Raw genomic sequence first — 15764 nt, forward strand, 5'->3', positions numbered from 1 at the left:
TTATGATAGCAACCAGGGATTTAGTAGACAGCCTCCTGGCGCACAAAGCTGCCATCAATTTGGCAACTACCGTGCAAAAAAATGCAGCATTGGCTGCGATGGCAGAGCAGTTAGAAGCAAGTTGTGAACAGATTTTAGTAGCCAATGCTCGTGATATGGAACAGGCTCAAGGAACGATTGCCCCTGTGATGCAGGATCGCTTACTCTTGACAGAAGAACGGGTGAAGTCTATGGCAGACGGGATTCGCTCCTTGATTGCTCTGCCAGATCCTGTCGGTCTTATTCTCAATGACTACCAAGCAGTCAACGGTCTTCAGATTCAGAAAAAGTCTATTCCTTTTGGTCTAATCGGAATGATTTATGAAAGCAGACCGAATGTGACCTCAGATGCAGCGGCACTTGCTATTAAGAGCGGAAACGCAGTTATTTTGCGTGGAGGAAAGGAAGCCATTCATTCTAATCAAGCCATTGTTACCGCCTTAAAAGCAGGGCTGGTTGAAGTAGGAATAGCACCAGAAGTAATCGAATTGGTACAGGATACAAGTCGAGCTTCAGCGCAGGAACTGATGACTGCTAAAGGCAAGATTGACCTGTTAGTACCACGAGGAGGAGCAGGGTTGATTCAAGCAGTGGTTGAGCAGGCAACAGTACCTGTCATTGAAACGGGGACAGGGATTTGTCATGTCTATGTGGATCAAGCTGCAGATTTGGCAAAGGCGCTTACGATTGTGGTCAATGCCAAAACCAGTCGCCCATCCGTCTGTAATTCTGCGGAAGTATTACTCGTTCATCAGGATATCGCAGCCCAATTTTTGCCTATGCTAGAAGAGCGATTGGCAGGTCAGGTAGAATTGCGGGCAGATGAGGGGGCACTTGCTTATTTGCATCAAGCCCAATCAGCAGGCAAAGATGATTTTCATACAGAATTTTTGGACTATATCCTAGCTGTGAAAGTAGTTGCTGATGTGAACGCAGCTACCGCTCATATTGCGGCATATTCAACTGGGCATAGCGAAGCAATCGTAACTGAAGATGCAGACACTGCGGCCTATTTTACGCAAATAGTTGATTCTGCGGCTGTTTATGTCAATGCTTCTACCCGCTTTACAGATGGGGGTGAATTTGGTTTAGGTTGTGAATTAGGCATTTCTACACAAAAAATGCATGCCCGTGGTCCGATGGGCTTGCGCGAAATGACTACCTACAAATATATCATTACAGGTACTGGGCAGGTGCGTTAGGAGGGAATACTGATGAAAGTTGGCTTTATCGGTCTAGGAAATATGGGATCGGCTATCGCTTTTTCCGTTTCGAAGACAAAAGGAGTAGAAGTGCTTCTCAGCAATCACAATCAAGCTCAAGCAGACGAGGTGCAGGCAAAAACTGGTGGACGTATTCTTGCAAATACGGTCATTATTGAGCAAGCAGATGTGATCTTTTTAGGAATCAAACCGTATCAGGTCTTTCCCTTTCTTGAAAGTATGGCAGAGGCTATTACGGCAAATCCTTCTGCAATCTGGATTTCCATGGCAGCAGGTATTAGCCTAGAGCAGTTGGCTCAGCATCTACCAGCTAGTCAAATCGTACGGATCATGCCTAATACTCCCGTTGCGATTGGTCAAGGAATGACAACTTGTACTCTAGTTAATCCTAAGTTAGTCGCTTTGACCGAGCAGCTCCTATCTAAATCAGGACAGATTAGGTGGGTAGAAGAAAGGTTGATTGATGCTGCAACAGCTCTTGCAGGCTGTGGTCCGGCCTTTGTCTATCAATGGATTGAAGCCATGATGGATGCAGGAGTGGCACAGGGATTGACTGCTGACGATGCCAAGTACTTAGCCGCTCAGACCTTACTGGGCTCTGCCCAAATGGTCTTAGACAGCGACAAACACCCAGCTCAGTTACGGCAAGAAGTCACATCACCAGCTGGTTCAACTATTGCGGGTGTCGTCAAGCTTGAAAAAGAGGGCTTTCGCTATGCTATTATGTCTGCTATCAAGGCAGCCATCAAACGAACAAAGCAGTTGGGGAAATGAAGCTGGACAAACAGTCCCAGCTTTCTCACTTTATGAACCGAATGATGTTGACGCAGTGGTTACTTGCTTTATAGTCATTTCGTTTATCTTTTGTTACTTCGTTCACTCGCTTTGCCGTACTCTAGTACAGCCTGCAGCTCCTTGCCTAGTACTAAAAGTAAACTAAGAGGCTATATAAGACAAAATCAGAAATAGTATATACTTAGCTATAAACAAATCAGCAGGGGTTCTTTTCCTGCTGATTTGTTTTATCTGTTGTTCAACTGATTGGTCTTGTCTTTAATCCACTGGCTAATGTTTGACAAGGTTTTACTATCTTCAACCTTGTCTTTTTGCTGCTGGATAAATTCTGAAAAACTTTGCTGAATCCCATCCTCGTGGACTTTCTTTTGGAGTTGACGCCACTTGTCCATAAGATTGTGCGAAGTTCTTTCATAAGCTAATTCTAAAATTTCTTCTTTTGATTTATAATTTCGGTAAAAAGCGTTGCGGGAAACCCCTGCTTTTCTGACTAATTCAGAAATAGAGATTTGACGCATATCCTTTTTTTCCAATAAAAAAAGCAGAGCTGTTTCAATGGATTCACGAGTTAGTTGATTGATTTCTTTATTGGATTGGGATAAATTTTTTAACGATTTAGGAGAAATTGTCCGTTTTTTCATAGCTTTCCTTTCCCAAAATGAAGTCGAGTTCTTCTTGCGTCCGGGATGTGACAGCCGAAAGAAAATGCTTTCACTTCGTCTGGTTTCATGATATAATTGTAAAGCAAGATAGTTTGCTTGTCAAATAAAAATCTTAGCCTTATTACTTAAATAGAATGGAAATACCTTTATGGCTAAATGGAAAATTGTCACAGATTCAGGATGTGACTACAAAGAACTAGTAAATATCGCACCTGCTACACTATTTGAAATCGTTCCGTTAACAGTACGCATTGGGGAGGAAATCTTTTTGGATGATGCCTCCCTTGATATTGACCAGATGATGGAAGTTATGTATGCTTCATCAGATGCGGCCGGCTCAGCTTGTCCTAGCCCACAGGCCTATGAAGCAGCTTATGAGGGCGCTGAAAATGTGATTGTATTGACGTTGACGGGTTCCTTGTCTGGCAGTTATAACAGTGCTCGCGTTGCGAAAGAGATATTTTTAGAAGAACATCCAGATGTCAATATTCACTTGGTTGATACCCTTTCTGCTGGTGGAGAGATGGATTTGCTAGTTGGAGAAATTAACCGCTTGATTGCTTCAGGTTTGGATTATGATGAAGTAGTATCTGCTATTACTGACTATCAAAAGAAGACCAAGTTGCTTTTTGTCCTTGCCAAGGTGAATAATCTAGTTAAAAATGGGCGTTTGAGCAAGTTGGTTGGAGCAGTCGTTGGACTTCTCAATATCCGTATGGTTGGTGAAGCAAGTAATGAAGGCAAGCTTGAGTTACTACAAAAAGCGCGCGGTCATAAGAAATCTGTCACAACAGCTTTTGAAGAAATTCTTAAGGCAGGTTACAAGGGTGGACGGATCGTGATTGCTCACCGGAATAATGATAAATTCTGTCAGCAATTCTCTGAATTGGTGCGCAATATGTATCCCGATGCTTTGATTGAAGCCCTGCCAACATCTGGCCTCTGTAGTTTTTATGCAGAAGAAAATGGTCTTCTCATGGGGTATGAAATTTAATAATAAACAAAAGGGGCTATTCAACTTTGCTTGATTGCCTTTTTGTAGGTTATCGGAGTGGAAATGAATGAAGAAAAAGAGTATTATCCTACTAGGTTTTGCCAGTGTGCTTGGTTTGCTGGCTCATCAGGAAGTGGGAACAGCTACCAAACAGGAGGTGAAAAGAACACCAGGCCAGCAGCTAGTTAATCGTGCGAATAGGGATATCAAGTGGTTAGAAGCGAGTAAAGATTCGCAGACCTACCAGATTCGTTTTGAGCAGGTGGTTGCGGCTGTAAAAAATGGGGCTAAATGCTATGATGTTCGTTCTTTTATTGAATACCAGCTTGGTCATGTAGAGGTCGCAGAACATTATCCTTTAGCGACATTAGGCCGGCAGGAGTTTCCTGCCTTGGTTCACGAGGTCCCCATTTATCTCTATAGTTCAGACAGTCGTTCATCTGCCCAGGCTGCGACACTCTTGCGTGATGAGGGGTTTCAATATGTCTATGATTTGGGCAGTCTGGATCAGGTCAAGGCAATCGGTGCGGTCCTAAATGAATGGTGGTAAATAGTAAATGTTGGAAGAAAGAATGATTGCATTAAGAACCATTGATGAAGAAAATTTTGAAGCTTGTATCCGTTTGGTAGTGAACGTCGAGGAGGAGTTTGTAGACTCTGTCTTATATTCGTTAGCAGAAGCTTGGCTCTATAGAGATTGCATGGAAGTATTTGCGATTTATCATACAGACCAGCCTATCGGCTTTGTGTCTATGTATGTAGGGAGGGAAAATCCACAAATTATTAACTTTTTAATTGACGATGCCTTTCAAGGTCTGGGTTATGGGACACAGGCTGCGGCACTATCTATTCACTATTTACAAGAAAAATACCAAGCAACCCGTATTTCACTCCCCGTTCATGTCCAGAACATAGAAGCTCAAAGATTTTGGATGAAACAAGGCTTTCATCTTTCTGATAACATTGAAAATGGCTATCTGTTTATGCGTAGGGAATAAAAGCTAGTCATATAGTAGGTCCACTAAAAAAGAGAGGCACATTATTGCTGCAGTGTGGGTCATGGATGTTAGAAAAGGTGTAATTGCGTATGTAAGAAACGCCCCTCTACTCTATTACAGATTATTTTTTGAAGTGGAAACGGGAGCGGGAAAGAATGCGATAGGTAGAAAAAGAGTTTCGGCCTTTCCTAACTTCTTACATTCTAGGTTCGGGGCTGAAACATTCTGGGAATAGACTGTTTCGCTCCCACATGCAGAGTTGATTAATCCAGATTTTGAGTTTAAAAAGTGAACAAATAGGAGTGAACAGCTCTAATGGAGTTTTTAGCTTATTCCCTTGAAACAAAAAGAAGCAGTGCTTCATTTCCAACTTTCAATGGTATGATTAGTCGTTGACGCAATCAAGCACTTCACTGAGATAGTGATGCGAACTTTTTGTCCAGCCTCCTGGGAATAAGAAGGCGCTACTCATGTTTTATAGTTCTTTCGTTTATTCCAGTACAGCCTGCAGCTCCTTGCCTAGTAATAGTCATGTAGTTTATATTTTTATTCCTTCGTTAATTCGTCTTGCTGTACTCCAGTACTACCTGCAACTCGTTGCCTAGTACTAAAAATAAACGAAACGGCTATACTAAAAGTAAACGAAAAGACTATAAGGTGACAAAAGCTCAGCTAGGGATTTCCTCCTAGCTGAGCTTTTTGAATATTTCACTGATAGCTTGCAATTCGTTCTCGAATGATTTGCTATAGGGGAGTTGGAAGTAGTCGTAGGATAGTCCTGGGATGATGCTTCCACTTGCTATACTATGCTTTAGGTGAGCGGTTATTTTATTTTTGGGAAGTTGAATGGTTAGTTGTTCGTGGGAGAGGTGGTAGGGATAGGGAAGTTGATAGTGGGATAGGCTCTTTCTCATTGCTGCTGCTTGTTTCTCTTTTTGTTGGTGGAGGTGGCGTGTATTGCGTCTAAACATGCCATTGTCGATATAGAGTGACAAGGCTTTTTGCATGATGAGATTGGTATCGTAATCAATCAAGTTTTTATGTTGTAAGAAGCTTTCACGTAAGGAGTGAGGCAGGACAACGCCTCCCAAGCGCAGAGCGGGAAAGAGGGTCGGTGTAAAGGACTTGATATAGATGACACGGTCGTGGTTATCTAGATAATGAAGTGGCAGGGTCTTTGCACTGTCAAAATCTGCTAGATAATCATCTTCAATCACATAGACATCGTATTTTTCAGCCAGTTGGAGAATGATTTGTTGGGTCTTACTAGTGTAAGTTGTTCCCAAGGGATTATGGAGGCGAGGAATGGTATAGAAATATTTAATCTTCCCTCTTTGGAAGATGTGCTCGATTTGGGTCACATCAACCCCATCCAGAGTTCGTTCAACGGTTTGGTAGGGGAGTGCTTGTTGATCCAACAAATGTTTCATCCGATAGTAGGTTGGCTCTTCGATCAAGACCTCCTCTTTGCCAGCAGCTATCTGCATCTGGTTTAGAATATAGAGAGCCTGTTGGCTTCCAGCTGTAATAACCAGCTGATCTTTTTGACAATACACATGGTAATCCATGAGTAGTTGGTGGAGTGAGGCAATCAATTCCTCCAATCCTTCTTGTTGATGATAATAATTAAAGAGATAATTTTCCCGACCAATCAGGCTTTCATGAACGCAGGTTCTAAAATCCTCGTATGGGAGTTGCAAGAAGTCTTCAGGATTGAGTGAGACAGTTTTATCTTGAAAATCTTGATCTTCTAGGATATAGTAGCCACTTTTTTCTACTGCATAGATCCGATTCTGATATTTCAATTCTAGCATAGCCTTTTGAACGGTATCCTTGCTACAGTGATAGTGCTCACTAAATTTGCGAATAGAGGGCAGTTTTTCTCCCCGTTTGAAACGGTGTTCTTCAATGCCTGTGACAATATCTTGAATAATCTGTTGGTATTTACTGATCATATCTCTCCCCCCTCCAAAATAGTATAGCGCCTTTTGAGCTGATAGACAAGTCTGATACTGCCCAGGATAAACAAAGATACGAACATGTTTTATAGTCATTTCGTTTATCTTTTATGACTTCGTTCACCCACTTTGCCGTACTCCAGTATAGCCTGCAGCTCCTTGCCTAGTACTAAAAGTAAACGAAAAGACTATAACGTGAATGTATGCTTGCTGAATGTTAATGTTCCTTGTTTTCTAGATAGAGCAGGGACACTGTATCGGGAGCTCCGTAAGGGGAGCTAGTACTCAATGCAAATAAAAAGCAAATGAATTGCATACAGACTACAAGCTGTGTAAAAAGAAACGAAGCCGTTGTAAAACTTGTTTGTTTATGGATACTGCGCATTAGGTCATGTAGAAAACAATGGCCAAATATTGTAAGAAGCTGGCTAGTATAATGAATAAGTGCCAAATCATATGGAAATAAGGTTTTTTCTTAGCATAGAAGATTGCCCCTACACTATAGGCAATTCCTCCTGCCAACATGAGAAACCAGAAAGCAGGTCCTGTTTGGCTAATGACTGACGGTAGGATAAGGACGACAAACCAGCCCATTATGAGATAGAGAGCAAGACTGAAGCGATTGTTGATTGTCGGTGTGAAGATTTTATAGAGAATACCTAAAATCGTTGTTGTCCATTGGATAGTTAATACGAGATAGCCATGCCAGTTAGGCATGAGGGTTAGCAGAACGGGTGTGTAGCTACCAGCAATTGCAATGTAAATCATACTATGGTCGATGATTCGCAAGATGTATTTGTGGGTCGAACCGTAAGCCATGGAGTGGTAAATGGTTGAAGAGAGGAACATGAGAAAAAGGCTGATGATGAAGATTGATACCCCAACCGATTGAAGCAAACCAGTCTGTTCGTAGCTATAAATAGCTGAAAAAGGAAGCAGTATCAGCGTTGCAAAGGCACTGACAGCGTGGGTGACAGCATTGCCTACCTCTTCACCAAATGAGAGGGGTAGAGATAGTTTAAAACTTTGGTTCATGGATTTCTCCTTTCAGTTCTGGAATAAGTGCAAGTGTTTCGTGATAAGACTGAATAGTCTGGCAGGCCTTTTGTAAGATGAGTGGTTGTTCTGCTAGTTCAACTCCGGCAAAACAGTTAACAAAGGCATTGTAGAGAATAGCAACCTCATGTTTTTCTTCTAGGGCCTCAATGATTTCTTGAATAGCTGCAATGGGAAAAATTGGCTTACAGATACTTAGAATGATGAGATGAGCAAGATGCGTGCGATTGTATTTTTTTCTATTTGGTTTTGGGATGTAGCCATGCTTAACATAGTTGTTGACCATGGAAGATGTCAGCAGTTTTTCTCGGTCTGCTAAAAAGGGATTGGTTTGTTGGTTGACATAGAGCAGGACTTGGTCTAGGTACAGTTCTAAATCAGGTAATTGTTGCCAGTTTGGTAAAGAATTCATTATCTACTCCTTGTTATCTAGTTATCATAACTAGATAATATCATCTTATTAACAAAAAAGCAAGAAAAGGGTAAGTAGTAAGAGGTATAGTCTTTTCGTTTGCTTTTCGTACTAGGCAAGGAGCTACAGGCTGTACTAGAGTATGGTAAAGCGAGTGAACGAAGGAATAAAAGATAAACGAAAGGACTATAAATAGTGAGAAATGCTACTTTCATAGGTTTGACGCATAACATAAAATGGGGAAGATGTGGTATAATCAAGGTATGAAAATCTTACTTCCTAATGCAAAAGAATTAAATACGAATTTAGAAAATCATCCCTTTGTTCCTCTGTCTGAAAAGAGTAGGGCTATTTTAGAGGTGTTGCGGCGGTGGTCGGTGCCAGAACTAGCAGCTTTTTACAAATTAAGGGAAGACAAGGCAGAATTGGAGGCTGATCGTTGGCATCGAATGGTTCACCAGCAAGCCAAGCTCTATCCAGCTTTACTCCTCTATGACGGTCTAATGTATCGCTACATGAAACGTAGGGATTTGAGTCAAGCAGAGCAGGATTATCTCACCCAGCATGTCTTGATTGCGACAGGATTTTATGGCTTGATTACGCCTTTCACCTTGATTTCTCCGCATCGTTTGGATTTTCAAGGGCAGCTCAGGGTAGAGGGACAATCGCTCAAGCAATTTTGGCGAAGCCAGTATGATGAGCAGCTAGTTGAAGAGGATTTGATTATTTCTCTTGCCTCCTCTGAATTTGAACAAGTCTTTTCACCAGCTATTCAAAAGCGCATGGTGCAGATTATTTTTATGGAGGATAAAGAGGGACAGCTGAAGATTCATTCGACCATTTCCAAGAAAGGGAGGGGACGTCTCGTATCTCTTATGGCAGAGAAGAATATTCAGACTCTTGATGAAATTCGACAGCTGACCTTTGATGGCTTTGCTTACTGGGCGGATAGGTCAGAAGAGGATAAATTGATTTTTGTTCGAAAGCACGGCGTATCTTAGCACCTGTATTGATAAGTGAGGAGGAGATGAGTTGTAAAGATGGGTTTCGATAGAGAAAGTACGGTCTTTATTACGCCCGTCATTCATCTTACTGGTACTCTATAGCAATCACTATCAAATCGAGCATTGTAAAAGGTTGGGGACAAGGATAGCCAAGCTCTCCTCCAGTATGCACTTCAGTTATACCTACGGCTTCTTGCTTAGTACCAAATGGATACGAAAAGATTATAAAGAAAAAATCTATTTTTGATAAAGTTCTTTACTCCTATTCTGATTTATTCCAACGAAAAGCACTTATAAATAAGCTGAACTCAGCCTGTTTATAAGTGCTTCTTCAATATTGTCTTTAAGCCCTATTTTAAAGGATTATAGTCCTTTCGTTTATCTTTTATTCCTTCGTTCACTCGCTTTGCCGTACTCCAGTACAGCCTACAGCTCCTTGCCTAGTACGAAAAGACTATATCTATGGTTTTGAAGGCAAAAGGGAGGGACCTCAATCGTGATTTCAAAATCTTGCTTTCCTAACTGTTGATTGTTAGGCTTTGTCAACAACTGATGGTCCCCTATTTTTCTAGGAACAGACAAGACTCATCCAGTGGATGAGTCTTGCTCTTTGGTGATTGATATATCAATCCGTCTATATTGTTAAAGGTTGGGAGAGCTTCATTTGTCTCAACTTTTTCTCTTTATTGAATCGCCTCAAGAAGATCGTTAGCTTGTTGTTCTAGTTGTGAAAGTGTTTCTTCTGAAAGGATTAATTGTCCAGTTCCCCATGCTTCTGGATTGATAGGCGACCCTGTAAATTCTCCTACAATCTGTGTACGGATAAATGGAAGAAGAGCCTTGTAGGCAGCAAAGAGTGGCTCATGTCCCCCATTTGCAACAGCAGATACGGTAATCAATTTATCTTGTAGGATAGACGGTCCTTTTGGATTTGACAAGTCAAGGGCACGGCTAAGCCAGTCAAGAATATTTTTTACTGGACCGGGGATGCCGTAGTTGTAAACGGGTGAGAAAATCCAGATAGCATCAGCTTGCTTAACAGCTTCGCGTGCTGCTGTAATAGCAGGAAGGACAGGCGTTTCAAGGTCTTGATTAAAGACAGGCACTTGGCTGTAGTCCAAATAAGTCACGTTTGCTTTTCCTTTAAGAAGCTTTTCAGCTTCTTTCGCCATTTGATGGCTGAATGAACCGTCACGAAGTGAACCAACTAAAAATAATACGTTTACCATGGGTATAGTCTCCTTTATAAAACTGATATGCTTTCAGAGCGACATAAGAATAGGCTCTTATGAAAGCGATGAAACTATCATAACAAAATTATCACTAATTAGCAATATTTTTACACTATATTTTGAATTTTTTTAACATAGTATTTAATATTTCTTGTTCTTCAAGGCTGAGAATGGCAAAAATTCGTCCAATATTCTCATAGTGTTCAGGAAGAATGGCTTCAATCGTTTCCTTTCCTAAATCAGTTAAGCTAATGAGGCAGGCACGTTTATCATTCGGATCTGAAATGCGGATGATATAGCCGTCTCGAATCATGTTTCTGATAACTACCGTCATATTACCAGATGTGCTGAGTAGCTTTTCAATCAATTCCTGAATCCGTAGATTTCCCTTGTTATAGAGAGCTTCTAATACTCCAAATTGTCCCATGGTCAGATTGTATTTTTTTATGATTTCAATTTCCTGCTTGTAGATAGTATTAGAAGCTCGGTGGAGAATCACTAGACTATGCAGGGCTTCTTGATTGTTTTCTAAGGCTTTTTTTACATTTTCTTTCATAGGAATAGTGTAGCAATAATTAGGCAGAACTGCAAGAAGAAAAGCTTTGGAAATATCAGCAAATATGGGGACAGGATTGTTGAAAAAATTCAGACAAATTGTTAGAAAAAATGGCATTCTGAGCTAATCTATAGTATAATAATTCTATTATGGCAAAAATGAGAAACCGTACCAGTAAATCCAGTATGACGTTTGGCAAGCAATCCCTCATTGGGGTGTTTGTTTTAGTATCTGTTATTGTTTTTTCTATCTTATATATATTAGAAGTGTCTGCGCATCCTTTTTTGCAGGGGCAGCAACAAGCCGAGCAGGTTGCGATTCAGTATGCGGGAATATCCTCTATCTCCAGGATAACTCGCTACAATGGGGAGAAAAGCTATTATAGTGTAGCTGGAAAAAACCAGGCAGATGAAGCTCTCTTGGTCTTGATACCAGAAGCATCTTCGAATATTCTCGTCTTCAAAGCTACAGACGGTATCTCTCAAGAAGAGGCTGAAACCATTGCTGCAGAAAATGGAGCTAGTGAGATTGATAAAGTGACCTTTGGTTACTTTAATAATCAGCCGATTTGGGAAGTCAAGTCAGGACAGACCTACTATACCATTGCTTTTGAAGATGGAGCATTGCTGAGTAAGGAGGGAATATGAAGTTATCACAACGAGTGCTTGAAATGGAAGAAAGTGTTACCTTGGCTGCGGGGGCGCGTGCAAAGGAGTTAAAAGAAGCCGGTAGGGATATTTTATCTCTGACTCTGGGGGAGCCTGACTTTACCACGCCAGAAAATATCCAAGAAGCAGCGATTCGCTCGATTAAAGATGGTCGTGCTAGCTTTTACACAGTTACAAGTGGCTTGCCAGAATTAAAAGCAGCCATTAGCCACTATTTTGAAACATATTACGGATATGCTGTTGCACCGAATCAAGTGACAGTGGCAGCAGGGGCAAAATTTTCGCTCTATACTTTTTTTATGAGTGTGATTGATCCACTTGATGAGGTACTTATTCCCACTCCGTACTGGGTGAGCTATGCAGACCAAATCAAAATGGCGGGAGGTGCTCCAATCTTTGTTCAAGCAACAGAAGCAAATGATTTCAAGGTAACAGTGGAGCAATTAGAAGCGAATCGAACAGATAAGACAAAGGTGTTGGTTCTCAATTCACCGTCTAATCCGACGGGTATGATTTATAGTAGGGACGAGCTTTTGGCAATCGGAAATTGGGCTGTTGAGCATGATATTCTGATTTTGGCAGATGATATTTATGGACGTCTGGTCTATAATGGCCATACTTTTACACCGATTTCCAGTCTGTCTGAGGCCATTCGCAAGCAGACGGTAGTCATCAATGGTGTATCTAAAACCTATGCTATGACTGGTTGGAGGATAGGCTATGCAGTTGGTGATGCAACGATTATCGCTGCTATGGGTAAAGTTGCTGGGCAGACGACATCTAATCCAACAGCCGTGGCTCAATATGCGGCGGTTGAAGCCTTAAGCGGTGAGCAAGACACAGTGGAGAGCATGCGTCAAGCCTTTGAAGAGCGTCTCAATACCATTTATCCTCTGCTTGCTCAAGTACCGGGATTTGAAGTAATCAAGCCGCAAGGCGCTTTCTACCTCTTCCCAAATGTCAAGAAAGCCATGGAAATGAAAGGTTTTACTGATGTAACAGACTTTACCACAACTATTTTGGAAGAAGCAGGGGTTGCTTTAGTTACGGGAGCAGGTTTTGGTGCGCCAGAAAATGTTCGTCTTAGCTATGCTACAGATCTTGATACCCTCAAAGAAGCTGTTGCACGGATTAAAGCGTTCATGGAAAAGAACTAGAAGATGTTATGGTCGACCACTTTAGTATTTGTGTCAACGATTTACAAGTTGCAAAAGCTTTTTATCGTCATACCTTAGCACCTCTCGGTTATGAATTGAGGGTTGATAATGAGCAGACAGTCAGTTTTGGTGAACCTCGGGGAAGCGACCCTGGCGGAGATTTCCGGCTGGAGGTTGACCAGCCAAAACCGTTCCACTTCGCTTTTAATGCACGGACACATGAGGAAGTTGTCGCACGTTATCATGCAGCTCTAGCTGCTGGTGGCACAGATAATGGTGCTCCTAGCTAGCGTAATCACTACCATGAAAGATATTACGCAGCCTTTATCGTTGATCCAGATGGCAATACTATTGAGATTGTCTGTCATAAAAATGAAAATAATAGAAAAGAGAAATTATGTCTAGAGATTTAGTATCGATTATTGATGTCAAAGACCATGTTGGTGAGAAAGTAACCATTGGAGCCTGGGTGGCTAACAAATCAGGTAAGGGAAAACTAGCTTTCTTACAACTCCGTGACGGAACGGCCTTTTTCCAAGCGGTTGCTTTTAAGCCTAATTTTATTGAAACCTTTGGTGAGGAAGAAGGAGCAGCTAAGTTTGATACAGTAAAAAAACTCAGTCAGGAAACATCTGTCTTAGTGACAGGGATTGTCAAAGCAGATGAGCGTTCAAAATTTGGTTATGAATTGGATATTACAGACCTTGAAGTAGTAGGTGAATCAAAAGATTACCCAATTACACCGAAAGAACACGGGACGGATTTCCTTATGGACCACCGTCATTTATGGTTACGTTCCCGCAAGCAAATGGCTATTATGCAAGTTCGCAATGCAATCATTTATGCGACGTATGAATTCTTTGATCAAAATGGCTTCATCAAGTTTGACAGTCCAATCTTGTCTGGAAATGCAGCAGAAGATTCAACAGAACTCTTTGAAACAGATTACTTTGGAACACCTGCTTATTTGAGTCAATCAGGTCAGTTGTATTTGGAAGCAGGAGCTATGGCTCTTGGTCGTGTCTTTGACTTCGGGCCAGTATTTCGTGCGGAAAAATCAAAAACTCGCCGTCACTTGACCGAGTTCTGGATGATGGATGCTGAGTATTCTTTTTTGTCCCATGAAGAATCGCTTGATTTGCAAGAAGCCTATGTTAAGGCTTTAATTCAAGGTGTTTTAAATCGTGCACCGCAAGCTCTTGAAATTTTGGAACGTGATACAGACCTCTTGAAAAAATATATTGCAGAGCCTTTTAAACGTGTGTCCTATGATGATGCGATTAGTCTTCTTCAAGAGCATGAAGCAGATGAAGATACAGATTACGAGCATTTGGAGCATGGAGATGACTTTGGTTCTCCTCATGAAACATGGATTTCAAACTACTTCGGTGTACCGACCTTTGTTGTTAACTATCCGGCTAGTTTCAAGGCTTTCTACATGAAACCAGTTCCTGGTAACCCAGATCGCGTTCTTTGTGCCGATCTTCTCGCACCAGAAGGTTACGGAGAAATCATTGGAGGATCTGTTCGTGAGGATGATTACGATGCTCTTGTTTCTAAATTGGAGGCCCTTGAAATGGATAAGTCAGAGTACGAATTTTACCTTGACCTCCGTAAATATGGATCGGTTCCCCATGCAGGATTTGGTATCGGTATTGAGCGTATGGTGACCTTTGTTGCTGGAACCAAACATATCCGTGAAGCTATTCCATTCCCACGAATGTTGCATCGTATTAAACCCTAATGAAAAAGCGCCTGTGGCGCTAGAACATATAGGATTGATAAAACTCTTGAAAGAGCTGATTGATGTTCTTTCAAGAGTTTTTTTGTTAGAAATTAGCTCATTGCGCTAGTTATAGTCATTAAATGTCATCTTTTTTCCAAGCTTTTAGCTGGAGTTCAATTTCATAAGATACGAGAGCGTAAAAAGCGCATGAAAAACAGAAGTTGCAAGCAACTTCGTCGTGAGCCCCCTGCGAGGATAGCTAGATTCCTCACAAATGAAATGTAGTGAAGAACCAACTAGCTATCACCAGACAATCGAAGCAGCTTGTCTTGCGACCAGTGAGATTGGTACCTAAAGGTAAGTATGTAAGCAAGTAGACTTTCAACTGCTTTTACACAGTTTTTTGTCTGAACCAGGCAAATTAGAAAGTTAGGGAAGTAATTTGTCAACAAGCTAACCGTTCAAAGCAGAAGAATTGTGCTTTTTATAGTCATTTCGTTTATATTTTTATTACTTCGTTCACTCGTCTTGCTGTACCATTGAGAAAAGTTACACTTTTCTTATCTGTCACTTGAAATAGTTATCAACTATTTCAACTACCTGCGACTCGTTGCCTAGTACTAAACATAAACGAAACGGCTATATTTAATCTACAACTCCCATTTGACTGTCTGAAGTGAGAGCGTTTGACTGTGAACCATGAGTTTGGAAATTGGGCAACGGCTATGGGCGAGATCTACAATTGATTCAGCTTCCTCAAGCGCTAGTCCTTCTATACTCGCTCTGGCATTAACTTGAAAGAAATAGCCTGTCAGCATGGTAGTTTCTCGGTGCAATTCGCAGGTTACATCAACACGTGACTGGCGAGTCTGTTCCTGATTTTTTAGGCAGGCTTGAATTGTCGCATTCAAGCAAGTGGCCCAAGCTGTTGCCATTAGTTCTTCTGGATTGAGCCCCTCATCTTTACTTAGGGGATGAGCGGTTTGGACTACTTTTTTGCTGGAGAGGGCAACCTTACCATGGATGCCTTCTTGGTTTGTAGCAGTGACAGAATAAAGCATAGAATCCTCCTCTTAAGCTATTGACTTACTACGTTCATTATAACACCAAATGAGAAAAGAAGTAGAAAAGAATGAATTGCCTCTTATTTCCTAAAATATGCTATAATAAAGAAATTATATCCAAAGTCCTTGATTTCAATGGTTTTCTGAGGTGTACAAGTGGCTTTACTACGTTTTCCACTACGTGGTCAGACAGCGATGAAGTTGGCCAGTTTATCTGCCA

At 41.3% G+C, this 15764-nt stretch carries 15 protein-coding genes and 2 pseudogenes; 10 read left to right on the top strand and 7 right to left on the bottom strand.

Going from position 1 to position 15764, the window contains the following annotated elements; genetic code table 11:
• The first annotated feature begins 2 nt into the window (after positions 1-2).
• Both E4T79_RS07090 and proC read left to right on the top strand, forming a co-directional pair.
• Entirely contained in the window at positions 3-1241 is a 1239-nt protein-coding gene (locus E4T79_RS07090; RefSeq protein ID WP_135028989.1) for a glutamate-5-semialdehyde dehydrogenase, read from the top strand.
• A gap of 12 nt (positions 1242-1253) precedes the next feature.
• On the top strand, positions 1254-2036 hold the full coding sequence (gene proC, locus E4T79_RS07095; RefSeq protein WP_135028991.1) for a pyrroline-5-carboxylate reductase: 783 nt from the start codon (positions 1254-1256) through the stop codon (positions 2034-2036).
• A gap of 404 nt (positions 2037-2440) precedes the next feature.
• On the opposite strand, the pseudogene E4T79_RS11325 reads toward proC, so the two are convergent.
• Positions 2441-2698, bottom strand: a pseudogene (locus tag E4T79_RS11325) (TetR/AcrR family transcriptional regulator); the annotation flags it as partial.
• Between the two features lie 169 nt (positions 2699-2867).
• Here E4T79_RS11325 and E4T79_RS07105 point away from each other — a divergent pair.
• From E4T79_RS07105 to E4T79_RS07115, 3 genes are all read left to right on the top strand, one after another.
• Positions 2868-3713, top strand: a complete 846-nt coding sequence (locus tag E4T79_RS07105; protein WP_135028995.1) for a DegV family protein — start codon at positions 2868-2870, stop codon at positions 3711-3713.
• A gap of 67 nt (positions 3714-3780) precedes the next feature.
• Positions 3781-4263: a rhodanese-like domain-containing protein gene (locus E4T79_RS07110; protein ID WP_135028997.1), complete on the top strand. Its 483-nt coding sequence runs from the start codon at positions 3781-3783 to the stop codon at positions 4261-4263.
• 22 nt (positions 4264-4285) lie between these two features.
• The gene (locus E4T79_RS07115; RefSeq protein WP_135028999.1) at positions 4286-4711 is read left to right on the top strand and encodes a GNAT family N-acetyltransferase; all 426 of its coding nucleotides are present in this window, start codon (positions 4286-4288) and stop codon (positions 4709-4711) included.
• Positions 4712-5397: 686 nt separating this feature from the next.
• On the opposite strand, the gene E4T79_RS07120 is transcribed toward E4T79_RS07115, so the two are convergent.
• The 3 genes from E4T79_RS07120 to E4T79_RS07130 form a co-directional block, all read right to left on the bottom strand.
• Complete coding sequence (locus E4T79_RS07120) at positions 5398-6663, bottom strand: PLP-dependent aminotransferase family protein (RefSeq protein ID WP_135029021.1); 1266 nt, start codon at positions 6661-6663, stop codon at positions 5398-5400.
• Between the two features lie 390 nt (positions 6664-7053).
• Entirely contained in the window at positions 7054-7704 is a 651-nt protein-coding gene (locus tag E4T79_RS07125) for a hemolysin III family protein (protein ID WP_135029001.1), read from the bottom strand.
• Complete coding sequence (locus E4T79_RS07130) at positions 7688-8137, bottom strand: DUF1836 domain-containing protein (protein ID WP_135029003.1); 450 nt, start codon at positions 8135-8137, stop codon at positions 7688-7690. The genes E4T79_RS07125 and E4T79_RS07130 overlap by 17 nt, the downstream gene beginning before the upstream one ends.
• 263 nt (positions 8138-8400) lie before the next feature.
• On the opposite strand from E4T79_RS07130, the gene yaaA reads away from it, so the two are divergent.
• The gene (gene yaaA, locus E4T79_RS07135) at positions 8401-9138 is read left to right on the top strand and encodes a peroxide stress protein YaaA (RefSeq protein WP_135029023.1); all 738 of its coding nucleotides are present in this window, start codon (positions 8401-8403) and stop codon (positions 9136-9138) included.
• Between the two features lie 686 nt (positions 9139-9824).
• Here yaaA and E4T79_RS07140 read toward each other — a convergent pair.
• Positions 9825-10370, bottom strand: a complete 546-nt coding sequence (locus E4T79_RS07140; RefSeq protein ID WP_135029005.1) for an NADPH-dependent FMN reductase — start codon at positions 10368-10370, stop codon at positions 9825-9827.
• Between the two features lie 115 nt (positions 10371-10485).
• Positions 10486-10929: a MarR family transcriptional regulator gene (locus E4T79_RS07145; protein WP_135029007.1), complete on the bottom strand. Its 444-nt coding sequence runs from the start codon at positions 10927-10929 to the stop codon at positions 10486-10488.
• Between the two features lie 149 nt (positions 10930-11078).
• Here E4T79_RS07145 and E4T79_RS07150 point away from each other — a divergent pair, with 149 nt between their 5' ends.
• The 4 genes and pseudogenes from E4T79_RS07150 (at position 11079) to asnS (ending at position 14498) form a co-directional block, all read left to right on the top strand.
• Complete coding sequence (locus E4T79_RS07150) at positions 11079-11576, top strand: DUF5590 domain-containing protein (RefSeq protein WP_228063816.1); 498 nt, start codon at positions 11079-11081, stop codon at positions 11574-11576.
• Positions 11573-12754, top strand: coding sequence for a pyridoxal phosphate-dependent aminotransferase (locus E4T79_RS07155; protein WP_135029009.1), 1182 nt, complete (start codon positions 11573-11575; stop codon positions 12752-12754). The genes E4T79_RS07150 and E4T79_RS07155 overlap by 4 nt, the downstream gene beginning before the upstream one ends.
• Before the next feature lie 8 nt (positions 12755-12762).
• A pseudogene (locus E4T79_RS07160) lies at positions 12763-13167 on the top strand (VOC family protein).
• On the top strand, positions 13152-14498 hold the full coding sequence (asnS, locus tag E4T79_RS07165; protein ID WP_135029011.1) for an asparagine--tRNA ligase: 1347 nt from the start codon (positions 13152-13154) through the stop codon (positions 14496-14498). The pseudogene E4T79_RS07160 and the gene asnS overlap by 16 nt, the downstream one beginning before the upstream one ends.
• A gap of 632 nt (positions 14499-15130) precedes the next feature.
• Here asnS and E4T79_RS07170 read toward each other — a convergent pair.
• Positions 15131-15541, bottom strand: coding sequence for an OsmC family protein (locus tag E4T79_RS07170; protein WP_135029013.1), 411 nt, complete (start codon positions 15539-15541; stop codon positions 15131-15133).
• Positions 15542-15764 lie beyond the last annotated feature (223 nt).

The organism is Streptococcus sp. LYSM12, assembly GCF_004569635.1.
Classification (GTDB): domain Bacteria; phylum Bacillota; class Bacilli; order Lactobacillales; family Streptococcaceae; genus Streptococcus.

Coding starts and splice junctions, on each gene's coding strand:
- E4T79_RS07090 (WP_135028989.1), top strand. CDS start 3: ATGATAGCAACCAGGGATTTAGTAGACAGCCTCCTGGCGCACAAAGCT.
- proC (WP_135028991.1), top strand. CDS start 1,254: ATGAAAGTTGGCTTTATCGGTCTAGGAAATATGGGATCGGCTATCGCT.
- E4T79_RS07105 (WP_135028995.1), top strand. CDS start 2,868: ATGGCTAAATGGAAAATTGTCACAGATTCAGGATGTGACTACAAAGAA.
- E4T79_RS07110 (WP_135028997.1), top strand. CDS start 3,781: ATGAAGAAAAAGAGTATTATCCTACTAGGTTTTGCCAGTGTGCTTGGT.
- E4T79_RS07115 (WP_135028999.1), top strand. CDS start 4,286: ATGATTGCATTAAGAACCATTGATGAAGAAAATTTTGAAGCTTGTATC.
- E4T79_RS07125 (WP_135029001.1), bottom strand. CDS start 7,704: ATGAACCAAAGTTTTAAACTATCTCTACCCCTCTCATTTGGTGAAGAG.
- E4T79_RS07130 (WP_135029003.1), bottom strand. CDS start 8,137: ATGAATTCTTTACCAAACTGGCAACAATTACCTGATTTAGAACTGTAC.
- yaaA (WP_135029023.1), top strand. CDS start 8,401: ATGAAAATCTTACTTCCTAATGCAAAAGAATTAAATACGAATTTAGAA.
- E4T79_RS07140 (WP_135029005.1), bottom strand. CDS start 10,370: ATGGTAAACGTATTATTTTTAGTTGGTTCACTTCGTGACGGTTCATTC.
- E4T79_RS07145 (WP_135029007.1), bottom strand. CDS start 10,929: ATGAAAGAAAATGTAAAAAAAGCCTTAGAAAACAATCAAGAAGCCCTG.
- E4T79_RS07150 (WP_228063816.1), top strand. CDS start 11,079: ATGGCAAAAATGAGAAACCGTACCAGTAAATCCAGTATGACGTTTGGC.
- E4T79_RS07155 (WP_135029009.1), top strand. CDS start 11,573: ATGAAGTTATCACAACGAGTGCTTGAAATGGAAGAAAGTGTTACCTTG.
- asnS (WP_135029011.1), top strand. CDS start 13,152: ATGTCTAGAGATTTAGTATCGATTATTGATGTCAAAGACCATGTTGGT.
- E4T79_RS07170 (WP_135029013.1), bottom strand. CDS start 15,541: ATGCTTTATTCTGTCACTGCTACAAACCAAGAAGGCATCCATGGTAAG.